Source organism: Bifidobacterium sp. LH_419, assembly GCF_056356955.1.
In genome coordinates, this window is sequence record NZ_JBKEVG010000024.1 from 1 (window position 1) to 10,577 (window position 10,577).

Below are 10,577 nucleotides of genomic sequence, written 5' to 3' on the forward strand. Positions count from 1 at the left end.
AAACCCGTACCCGGTGCCAACGATGCCCCAACACACATGTAAACCATGCCCCAGGAGACCCCGTCAACCATGCCCCAAGACATGCGTCAACTATGCCCCGAGACAATACACCCCTGTTGGGATACCCCTTGCAACGCAGATAGGTGTAAAGACGACGGAGGATGTACCCCTCGTAACGGTATTGGACGACATGGTGCTGGGGCGTGCGGCGCGGCAGGCATTCGGTGAACCCTGCGCTGTCGCATCGGGTATGTGGTGTCGGGCCGCGGTGCCGGGCTGCGGCGCGGGGCCGGATACACGAAGCCGAATACACGAAGCCGAATACACGAAGTGGGGTGCCGACATGACTGCCGGCACCCCACTTTGGTTCGCTCGGAATCACCTGGGCGGATTCTACTTTTTCGCCTGGGTGAGCTGGTAGGCGACGAAGAGGATCGCGAGCCAGATCACGCCGGCGATGACGGCGACGCGGTAGCTGGGGGAGAAGCACATGAGCACCACGACCAGCGCGAGGAACGCGAGCACCACCCACGGCGTCACCTTCGCGAACGGCAGCTTGAAGTGGATCGCGGCCAACGCCTCGGCACCCGACTTGCCCGCAAGATCGGTGTCGCCCGGTGCGCCGCCGGCGGCGACCACGCGGCGGAACTTCATCTCGGTGACCATGATCATCGTCCAGTTGATGATGCCGGCGATCGTCGCGATCGACATCAGGTAGTTGAACGCGAACTCGGGCCACACGAACACGACGACCACGGCGATCGCGGTGATCACCGCGGAGGTGAGCACGCCGGCCACCGGCACGCCGTGCCTGTTCAGCTTGCCGAGGTAGGCGGGCGCGTTGCCCTGCTTCGCCAGCGAGTACAGCATGCGGGAGTTCGCGTACAGACCGGAGTTGTAGACGCTCATCACGGCGGTCAGGCACACGAAGTTGAGGATGCCGGCGGCCGCGTGCACGCCCACCGAGTCGAAGATCTGCACGAACGGGCTGGACTTGCCGTCGATCTGGTTCCACGGCACCACGGCCATGATCACGCCGAGCGCGCCGATGTAGAACACGAGGATACGCCAGATGATGTCGTTCGTGGCGCGCGGGATCGTGGTCTTCGGGTCCTCCGTCTCGCCGGCCGTGATGCCGATGAGCTCGGTGCCGCCGAAGCTGAACATGACGACGACGAGCGCCATCAGCAGGCCCGTCCACGAGCCGTCCTTCGCCTGGCCCATCAGGCCGTTCGGGAAGAAGCCGCCGCCCACGGTGAACCAGTTCGCGAACGTCGCCTTCGCGCCCGACTCGGTCGGCAGCGCGAACACGATCACCGCGAGACCGCCCAGGATCATCGCGATCACGGCCACGATCTTGATGATCGCGAACCAGAACTCGAACTCGCCGAACTTGCTCACGCCGAGCAGGTTCGCCGCGCAGATCACCACGAGGAACACGGCGGCCGACACCCACGTCGGAATCGCCGGGAACCAGTAGTTGACGAAGCTGCCCACTACGGCCAGCTCCACCATCGACACGAGAATGTAGTTGAACCAGTAGTTCCAGCCGGAGATGAATCCGGCGCGCTTCGACCAGTAGCGGGTCGCATAGTAGCTGAACGCGCCCGCCTTCGGATCCTCGACCGACATCTCGGACAGTGCGCGCACGATCATGAAGATCGCGAGACCGCCGATCAGGTAGGCGAGCAGGATCGACGGGCCGGCCAGCGCGATCGACTCGCTCGAGCCGTAGAACAGGCCCGTGCCGATCGCGCCGCCCAGCGCGATCAGCTGGATGTGGCGGTTCTTCAACGATTTGCGCAGCGTCGCGGGCACCGGCACGTCGTCGGTCTCGCGCGGCTTCGTGGCCGTGTCGCCGGCCTTGTTCTCGGAAGCCATATGTTCTTCTCTCTCTTGTCTCATATCTCACGTCGTGTCTCACGGGCGGCTTCGCCGTCCGCCCGTCGCGGGAGACCTTGTGGGCTGTGCGCGACGGTTCGCAACCACGGTATTGTATGCCGTTTCCCCACGGCGATCGCGTTTGCGTCCGCGGACCGGCGCGAAGACAATGGAAGAGGACAAGGAGGTGCGTGATGTCGCAGGCGTTTCTCAAGGACATGCTGCGCTGCTGGCGGCGGTCGTGGAAGCGGTTCGTCTCCATCGCGCTGATCACCCTGCTCGGCGTGGCCGTGCTCACCGGCATCTACGCGGGCTGCCGCGACGCGTTCCTCGCCGCCGGCCGCTTCTACGAATCGCAGGGGTTGCGCGACATCCAGGTCGTCTCCACCGCGGGCCTCACCGACGACGACGTGGCCGCGCTACGCAAGGTGCGCGGTGTGGAATCGGTGCAGGCGGAGCGCTCGCAGACAGTGACCGTGAGCGTGCATGGTTCGGACAAGACCGCGGTAATCCGCGAGATCGGGGGAGTCGGCGGCGGTGTGGACGGCGACGCCGCGACAGGCCTCGATCGCCCGTACCTCACGGAGGGCCGGCTGCCGCGGAAGACCGGCGAAATCGCCGTCACGAAGCGGTTCCTCAGCGACAGCGGCCTCAAGGTCGGTGGTCGGTTCGGCGTCACATCGGAGCAGTCGGAAAAGTCAAAGAAGACGAAGCTCACCATCACCGGCGTGGTCATCGACCCGCAGGATCTCGCCAATCCGGACGGGTACGCTTCGAAGAACGCCTTCCGCTCCACCGCCTCCGACGACTACGCGTTCTTCGCGCTGGCGGGCGGTACAGACGACAACGCGACCACCGAAACGACCACCGACACGACCGACAACGCGGCCGACAGCACCACCGCCATCGCCTCCGAGACCGCCGACGACCTCTACACATCAATCAGCCTGCGCGTCACCGGCACCTCCGACCTCGACACGTTCTCCGACGACTACGACACCGCCGTGCGCACGGTGGCGAGCCGCATCGAGAACACCATCCAGTCCAAGCGCGAGAAGGCCCGCCGTCAACAGCTCACCGATGCGGCCCAGGCGAAACTCGATAAGGCCCGCGCCGAGACCGAACAGCGTTTCGCGGACGCCCAAGCCCGACTCGACCAGCAACGCGCGCAGTTCGACGCCCAAGTTGATGGGTTGGCGGCGCAATCTGCAGGGTTGATGCCCCAATCTGTAGGAAATTCCGCCCAACCTGCAGAACATTCCTCCCAACCTGCATACGACCCCGCAGTAGTCCGGCAATCCGTCATCGCGAAAAGCCCGGAATTGCAACAGGCCCAATCCCAGCTCGACCAGGCGCAGGCGGACCTCACCGCACAGAAAGAGGCCGCGATCCAGCAGATCGACGCCCAAACCATACAGGTTGCCTCCCAAATCCCGCAGGTTCGCTGGTATGTGACCACGCGCGCCGACATCGGCGGCTTCAGCGCCTTCAAATCGGACATGACCTCGATCGAATCGATCGGCCGCGCGTTCCCCGTCGTGTTCCTGCTCGTCGCCGTGCTGATGAGCCTGACCACGATGGCCCGCATGGTCGAGGAGGACCGCGGTCTCATCGGCACCTATCTCGGTCTCGGCTACCGCGGCATCGCCGTCGCCTCCCGCTATCTGCTGTTCGCGCTGCTCGCCTGCCTGATCGGCGGCGGACTCGGTCTGGTCGCCGGATTCCTCGGCATCCCCGCGTTCCTGTTCGTCGTGATCGAAGGCCTGTACACGCTGCCCGGCGCGCGCCTCGAATACGACTGGCTGTACGGCTCGGCCGGCATCGCGCTGTTCGTGGTCGGCGTGCTCGCCGCCACCGCATTCGCTTGCCGCCGCGACATCCGCCACATGCCCGCCGAGCTGATGCGTCCGAAGGCCCCGAAGGCCGGCGCGCGCATCCTCCTCGAACGCATCCGCCCGGTCTGGAGCCGCATGGGCTTCCTCAACAAGGTGACCGCACGCAACATCTTCCGTTTCAAGTCGCGTCTCGTGATGACGGTCGGCGGCGTGGCCGGCTGCACCGCGCTCATCCTGTGTGGCCTCGCCATCAACGACACGGTCGCCGCGATCGGCCCGAAACAGTACGACGGCATCTACCGGTACGACCTCATGGCCGTCTCCGCCGACGCCGACGCGCCCGCCCTGCGCGCACGGCTCGACAAGGACGGCAAGACCACCGCGACGTTGCGCATCCGCGTGGAAAGCGGCGAGCTGTCGACCTCCACGACATCCGCCGCGACCGGCACCACCGCCACGTCCGGCACCACCCAGCCCGCCTCCAGCGAAACAATCCAGCTCATCGTCGTCCCCGAACGGTCGCTGAAGCGCCTCAACACGATGATTGACCTGCGCGAGGCGAGCGACAACGACCTCTACCGCTACAGCGGCGGCATGTTCGGCCGCTCCGGCGGCGGCGAGGTCACGCTCGACGACTCCGGCGCGATCGTCAGCCAGTCCGCGGCGAATGCGCTCGGCGTGCACGCGGGCGACACGGTCACGCTGCGCGGCGGCGACCTGACGCGCGCGAGAACGCGCGTCGCCGCCGTCACGCGCAGTCTCGTCGGTTCGGACGTGTACGTGAGCGAGTCACTGTACCAGCGTCTGTTCGGTGATTCCGCCGATTCCAGTGATTCCGCCGCCACCCCCGTCTGGAACGCCGTCTACGCGACGCTCAAAGGAGACGACGCCGCCCAGACCGCCTACGTCGACAAGCTCGCCGACGACCCCGCCGTCGTCAGCGCGGTCGGCACCGCCGAACTCGCCGACGGATTCTCCTTCGACCTGATGGGCGCGGTCGTCGCCCTGATCGTCGGACTGGCGGGCGCGTTGTGCCTGGTCGTGCTGTTCACGCTCGCGAATACGAACATCTCCGAACGCGTGCGCGAGATGGCCACGCTCAAGGTGCTCGGATTCCGCAAGCGCGAGATCCACCAGTACGTGAACCGCGAGATGCGCGTGCTCACGTGGATGGGCGTGGCGGTCGGTCTGCCGCTCGGCCGCTGGATCGGCGGTCTGCTCACCGCGGCGCTCGGCATGCCGTCCCTGTATTTCGAAGTGGATCTGCGCCCGACCAGCTATCTTGCGGCTGCGTTCGCGACGCTCGTCTTCGCCGAGTTCGTCGCCTGGCTCACCAAGCCGGTGCTCGACCGCATCGACCCGGTCGGCGCGCTCAAGAGCGTGGAGTAGCGTCGCCGGCGCCCGCGCCCGTTGCACCGTCCGTTCCGGCGTCCGTGTCCGTCCCGGCGCTCGCGTCCGCTCCATCCTCGTCGATGTGCATGTCCGCCGTCGTCCACGGCTTCCGGTCGCGCTTGAGCAGGTCCGCGCGCATCCAGTACACGCGATGCTCCAGCCGCCGGATCAGCTGCGTGGTCGTGCACTTGACGCGCTGCGCCGGCGTGAGCCGCCCGGTCATCTCCGACAACGCGAGCAGATCGTCCTGATACGCCGCCTGATGCGCCTCGCGCGTCGCATCGTCCGCGTCGCCGTCGGCAGCCGCATCGGAATCCGCCGCCGCCTCCGCGTCGCACGCGCTCGACATCGCGTAGTAGCTGCGTGCCGGCAGCACGCCGTGCTCCATCGCCAGATCGAAGTTGTGCGCGGCTGCGACCGCCTGATCATGCTGGTAGCCGAACTCGCGTTCCGGCGGCTCGTCGCCCTCATGCTGCAGCTGGTGGTAGAGCGTCACGTCGATGTCGGCGACCTTGCGCACGCGCAGATACAGTTCGCCCGCCACCATCGCGACGTGCGCGCGCGTGCCTTCCGGGAACCGCAGTCCCTCCCACAGTTCGCGCCGATACAGCCGCCCCCAGCAGGAATCGTTGAAATACCGGGCTTCCGTGTTGCGCCCGAATTCGGTGCCGACGAGCCGCAGACTCTTGCAGAATACGTTCTGGTACGCCTTGAGCGCGTCGGTGAACACGGTCACGCGTTCCGGCTCGCGCGCGCCTTCCGCCGTGGCCTCCGCCACGTCGTACAGCCGCGCGACGCCGAACTGCTTCCAGCGTGCCTTGGCGAGGTCCGCGCCGGTGCGTTCGGCGGCGTGCAGCAGCAGTTCGACGTATCGGCGGTCGAGGATGTCGTCGCTGTTGGCGAACGTCACCCACTCGCCGCGCGCGGCGTTGAGGCCCGCGTTGCGTGCCTTCGCCGCGCCGGCGTGCGTCTGGTGGATGACGGTCACGCGGTCGTCGCGCAGCGTGTATTCGTCGAGGATGGCAGCGCTTGAGTCGGTGGAGCCGTCGTCGACGAGGATGATGTCGAGCCGCGGGTGCGATTGCCTGAGGATCGAGTCGACGCAGTAGCGCACGTAATCCTCGGTGTCGTACACGGGCACGATGACGGAGACCAGCGGCGTGGTGCTCGGCGTGCCCGGCGGCGTGGTCAACAGCATGTGATGTGTGGTCCCCGGCTTTCTGTGGCGTTACGGGCCGTGACGGTTCGTCCGGTCCGTTGTATCGGCTCCAGTATGGCACGGGGACGCTGAACGTCGGCTGGACGCTTCCGGGTCTCACACGACCATCACGTTCGGTTCCTGTTCGGCCACGTTCGGTCGTGTGATTCCGGAAGCGCGATCACTCGGCGTCGCCGCCGAGGGCCTTCGCCGCGGCGTCGAGGCTGCTGGTCGCGTTGCGCAGATCGTCCGAGTAGTCGCGGATCGCGGCGATCGCCTCGTCCACGTCCTGCTGGGAGCCGTCGGACGGGCAGGTGGGCGCGTCGCCCAGCTTGTCCACGGCGGCCTGCGCGGCCTTGACGGCCTTGAGCTGGTCGGGGTCGGTCTTGCCGTCAGCGTTCTTGACGGCTTCGTCGGCCTCGGCCTTCACGGTCTTGAGCGCGTCCTGATGCGCTTTGAGCGCGACGATCTGCGTCTCGCAGTTCTCCACGGATTCGGCGCTTGCCTTGCCGCCGCCCCATGTGAAGGCGAACGTGGCGATCGAGGCGATCACGACCACGATGGCCACGATGATGCCGATGCGCATGTCCTTCTTCGTGCACTGGGCCGGGGATTCGGCGGTTGTGTTGGCGGTGGTTTCGGGGGATTCGATGGTGTTGGTGGTGTCAGGGGTGTCGGTGGCGTGCTGCTGGTCGTTCGTCATCTCCGCTCCTTCGTGCGTATGCCCGTGTGAGGTTGTGTCCGGTTCGTGTGTGATATGCGCGATTGTGCGCGCTCGTTGCCGTCGCCGCCCGCGGATTTCCGCCGTCTTCGGCGAATCAGGCCGGAATAATCTTACTCATGTTCCGCAGCCGCGCAATCGTAAGGGCCTGATTGCCCGAAAACCGTGGAAAACCGTGAGACGGCGGGGCTATGCGGTGAACAGCGTGCCGGGGAACCCGCCGGAGACGATGGCCGTGCGGTCGGCCTTGAGTACGGCGCACTCGAACGTGATTCCGGGGTGCAGCGCGGTCAGCCGCGCGTGCAGCGTGTTCGGGTCGGCGACGAACAGCGCGGTCGCCAGTCCGTCGGCCAGCGCGGTGGGGTAGAGGGGAAGCGCGGCATGGCGGGGGAGCGCCGCGGTATCGTCCGTCCCGCGGGAATCATGATTCGTGCCCGCGGTCGGTACGTACACCCAGGTCGCGGCCACGTCGTCGACCGGGAGACCGTCGACCGCGTTGAGCAGATGATGGACCGTCATCGTCGTGCGTTCGTCGGGGGTGTGCGCGGTCCAGCGGCGGCGGCTCGGCGCGCTCGCGCAGAACGCGCCGCGGGTGACGCTCGCCGTGCCGATCGCACGGGAGTCGTCGGACGGGTCCTCGAGGGCGATGGTGACGGGGGCGGGGGAGCAGGTGCGGAGGTCGCCGCCGGCGTCGATGACGAAGGTCGGGGTCGAGGCAGGGATAGGCGCGGGCTCGGGGACCCCCTCAGTCGCGCTTCGCGCGACAGCTCCCCCTGAAGGGGGCGCAGGGGAGGTGGTGGCGAGTGTGGGGGTTGCTCCCTCAGTCGGCCTTTGGCCGCCTGCTCCCGCTGAAGGGGGCGCGGGGGAGGTGGTGGCGAGTGTGGGGTTTGCTCCTTCAGTCGGATTTCGGTCGCCGGTTCCCTCTGAAGGGAACGCAGGGGCTGGGGACGAAGGGTCGGTGAGACGGGCGGCGAGGAGGTCGACGAGGTAGCCTTTGCCGCAGGCGCCGAAATCGAGGGCGACCGGGCGGTGGGTGACGAGCGTCGTGCCGTGTTCGCCGGTGCGCGTCACGTCTCCGTGCCACGTCGGCCGTCCATGGATTGCGCCGAGTGCGCTGCCGTGCGTATCGGATTGGCCATGGATTGCGCTGAGTGTGTTGTCGCGCGTGTCGGGTCGGCCGGTCGGGGCGAGGATTGCGCGGGAGCTATCGGCGGAATCCACGGTGGCGGGAATCGTATTGGCGGAATCCGTGGTGGTGGGAATCGCGCCGGGGGAGAGGGTGAACGAGTAGCGGGCGTCGTAGCCGAGGCGGATGAGGTCTTCGCCGACGCACGGGTCGATGGCGCCGTCGGTCGCCTCGCACAGCAGATCGTAGAGGTCGAACAGCGGCCCCGCCCAATCGGGGAACGCGAACGTGCCGCCACGCTCGGCGCGTCGCATCGCCGATACGAGGGAATCGTCGCGGAACCGCGACAACACGCGTTCATACTGTTCGATGAACCCGTCGATCCGCCGCCCGTCGCCGGTGGTTTCGGACGACTGCACGATGATTCCGGTGCCCAGGGCGTGCGGAAAGGCCATCGTGTACGGCATACGTTCGGCAAGTGACGTCATGCCGTCCCAGTGTAGGAGCGCACCCCTGCGGGCGTCCATCCGCCGGCTTGCTCCCTCACGGATTCCCTCACGGATATGGGGGGAGCCGTCGTTGCCGGCTGGACGCGGTCGCGCGACAAACCTTGCTCCCCCACGGATATGGGGAGCTCAAGCCGGGTGCCCCCTCAGTCGGCCTTCGGCCGCCAGCTCCCCCTGAAGGGGGCGCAAAGTGACGGATGTACCTTTGCTCCCCCACGGATGTGGGGGAGCTGTCCGGTCGAAGACCGGACTGAGGGGGAACGGGGCTGACCTCGGGGGGAAGCGTATCGATCGGATATATCCCGATGCTAGGATTGACGCGGTGTCAATGAGGTCACGGAGGTTGCATATGACGGATGACGCTGTACGGGTCAAGGACCTGCCCGCCCCGAAGATCTGGGCGTTCGCGGTCGGGCAGTTCGGCTGGGCGCTGCTCTCCGGCATCATCTCGAACTGGCTCGTGTACTTCTACCAGCCGGACAACGAGACCATCGCCCAAGGCCAGACCGTGTTCGTGCCGCAGGGGCTCGCCGTGCTTGGCGTCGTCACCGTGGTGGGTGGCATCACCGCGTTCGCCCGCTTCTTCGACGCGTTCATCGACCCGGCCGTCGCCTCCCTGTCCGACCGCTGCGACGCACGTGCCGGCCGCCGCATGCCGTTCCTCAAATTCGCGGCGCTCCCGCTCGCGCTCGTCACCGTGCTCGTCTTCTGGAGTCCGGTCAACGGCACGAGCTGGGCGAACGCGGCCGTGCTGTTCGTCACCGTGATCGGCTACTACATCGCGCTCACCTTCTACTGCACGCCGTACAACGCGCTCATCGCCGAGCTCGGACACGATTCCAAACAGCAGCTCGCCATCTCCACCGCCATCTCGTTCACATGGGTGTTCGGCACGGCCGTCGCCTACGTCGCGCCCGTCATCTGGGGCGGATTCGTGCCGATGCTCGGCCGTGTCGACGCGATTCGGGTCACGTTCACGATCATGGCGGCGGTCGCGTTCGTGTGCATGCTCGTGCCGCCGCTCGCCATCCGCGAGAGGGAGTACGTCGATTCGAAGCCCACATCCGAATCGATGGTCGCATCGTTGCGGCAGACGTTCGGCGACGGCGAATTCCGTAAGTTCGTCTGCTCCGACGTCGTCTACTGGGTGGCGATCACCACATTCCAGACCGGTCTGCCGTTCTTCGTGACCTCGCTGCTGAAACTCCCCGAGACCACGACCACCGTCTACTTCGTGCTGATGACCGGCGTCTCCGTGCTGTTCTACGTGCCCGTCAACCTGCTCGCCAACCGTGTGGGCAAGAAGCAGCTGCTGCTCGTCGCGTTCGTGATCTTCACCTGCGCGTTCGCGTTCGCCGGCGCGCTCGGCTCCGGCGCGGTCGCGTTCCTGCCGCCGATGGCGCAGGGCGTGCTGCTGTCGATCGTGGGCGCGGTGCCGATGGCCGCGTTCGGCATCCTGCCGCAGGCGATCGTCGCCAACATCGCCGACGCCAGCTCGAAGACCACCGGCCAGGACCGTCAGGGCATGTTCTACGCGGCCCGCACATTCGCGATGAAGATGGGCCAGTCCGTCGCGATGCTGCTGTTCACCGGCGTCTCCACGATCGGCATGGCGTCCGGTGCCGGCTACCGCATCGCCGCCGTGAGCGCCGCAGTATTGTGCGGCATCGGCGGCGTGGTCTTCGCCTTCTACGACGAACGCAAGGTGCTGCGCGTGCTGGAGGGGTGACGGGTATGGAAGGGTGACGGCTATGGAAGAGTGACGGTCATACCCCCTCAGTCGGCCTATGGCCGACAGCTCCCCCTTGTCTAGTTTCAGCGGATAGTTGACGTATGTCTCGGGGCATGGTTGACGTCATGTCCTGGGGCATGCCTGACGGGTGTCCTGGGGCATGGTTTACGGTCTGCTGATTGTTGA

6 protein-coding genes are annotated in these 10,577 nt (G+C 66.6%); 2 read left to right on the forward strand and 4 right to left on the reverse strand.

From position 1 onward, the window contains the following. Positions 1-393 precede the first annotated feature (393 nt). Positions 394-1,881: an amino acid permease gene (locus tag AC1AYX_RS10250; RefSeq protein WP_476503384.1), complete on the reverse strand. Its 1,488-nt coding sequence runs from the start codon at positions 1,879-1,881 to the stop codon at positions 394-396. Positions 1,882-2,075: 194 nt separating this feature from the next. Here AC1AYX_RS10250 and AC1AYX_RS10255 point away from each other — a divergent pair, with 194 nt between their 5' ends. Further along, the gene (locus AC1AYX_RS10255; RefSeq protein ID WP_476503385.1) at positions 2,076-5,105 is read left to right on the forward strand and encodes an ABC transporter permease; all 3,030 of its coding nucleotides are present in this window, start codon (positions 2,076-2,078) and stop codon (positions 5,103-5,105) included. Here the strand turns inward: AC1AYX_RS10255 and AC1AYX_RS10260 are convergent. The 3 genes from AC1AYX_RS10260 to AC1AYX_RS10270 form a co-directional block, all read right to left on the reverse strand. Then, on the reverse strand, positions 5,089-6,306 hold the full coding sequence (locus AC1AYX_RS10260; protein ID WP_476503386.1) for a glycosyltransferase family 2 protein: 1,218 nt from the start codon (positions 6,304-6,306) through the stop codon (positions 5,089-5,091). The two genes, AC1AYX_RS10255 and AC1AYX_RS10260, sit on opposite strands and share 17 nt — an antisense overlap. Before the next feature lie 181 nt (positions 6,307-6,487). Then, on the reverse strand, positions 6,488-7,009 hold the full coding sequence (locus AC1AYX_RS10265) for a hypothetical protein (RefSeq protein ID WP_476503387.1): 522 nt from the start codon (positions 7,007-7,009) through the stop codon (positions 6,488-6,490). 207 nt (positions 7,010-7,216) lie between these two features. After that, complete coding sequence (locus AC1AYX_RS10270; protein WP_476503388.1) at positions 7,217-8,641, reverse strand: FAD:protein FMN transferase; 1,425 nt, start codon at positions 8,639-8,641, stop codon at positions 7,217-7,219. Between the two features lie 367 nt (positions 8,642-9,008). Here AC1AYX_RS10270 and AC1AYX_RS10275 point away from each other — a divergent pair, with 367 nt between their 5' ends. Beyond that, entirely contained in the window at positions 9,009-10,388 is a 1,380-nt protein-coding gene (locus AC1AYX_RS10275; RefSeq protein WP_476503389.1) for an MFS transporter, read from the forward strand. Positions 10,389-10,577 lie beyond the last annotated feature (189 nt).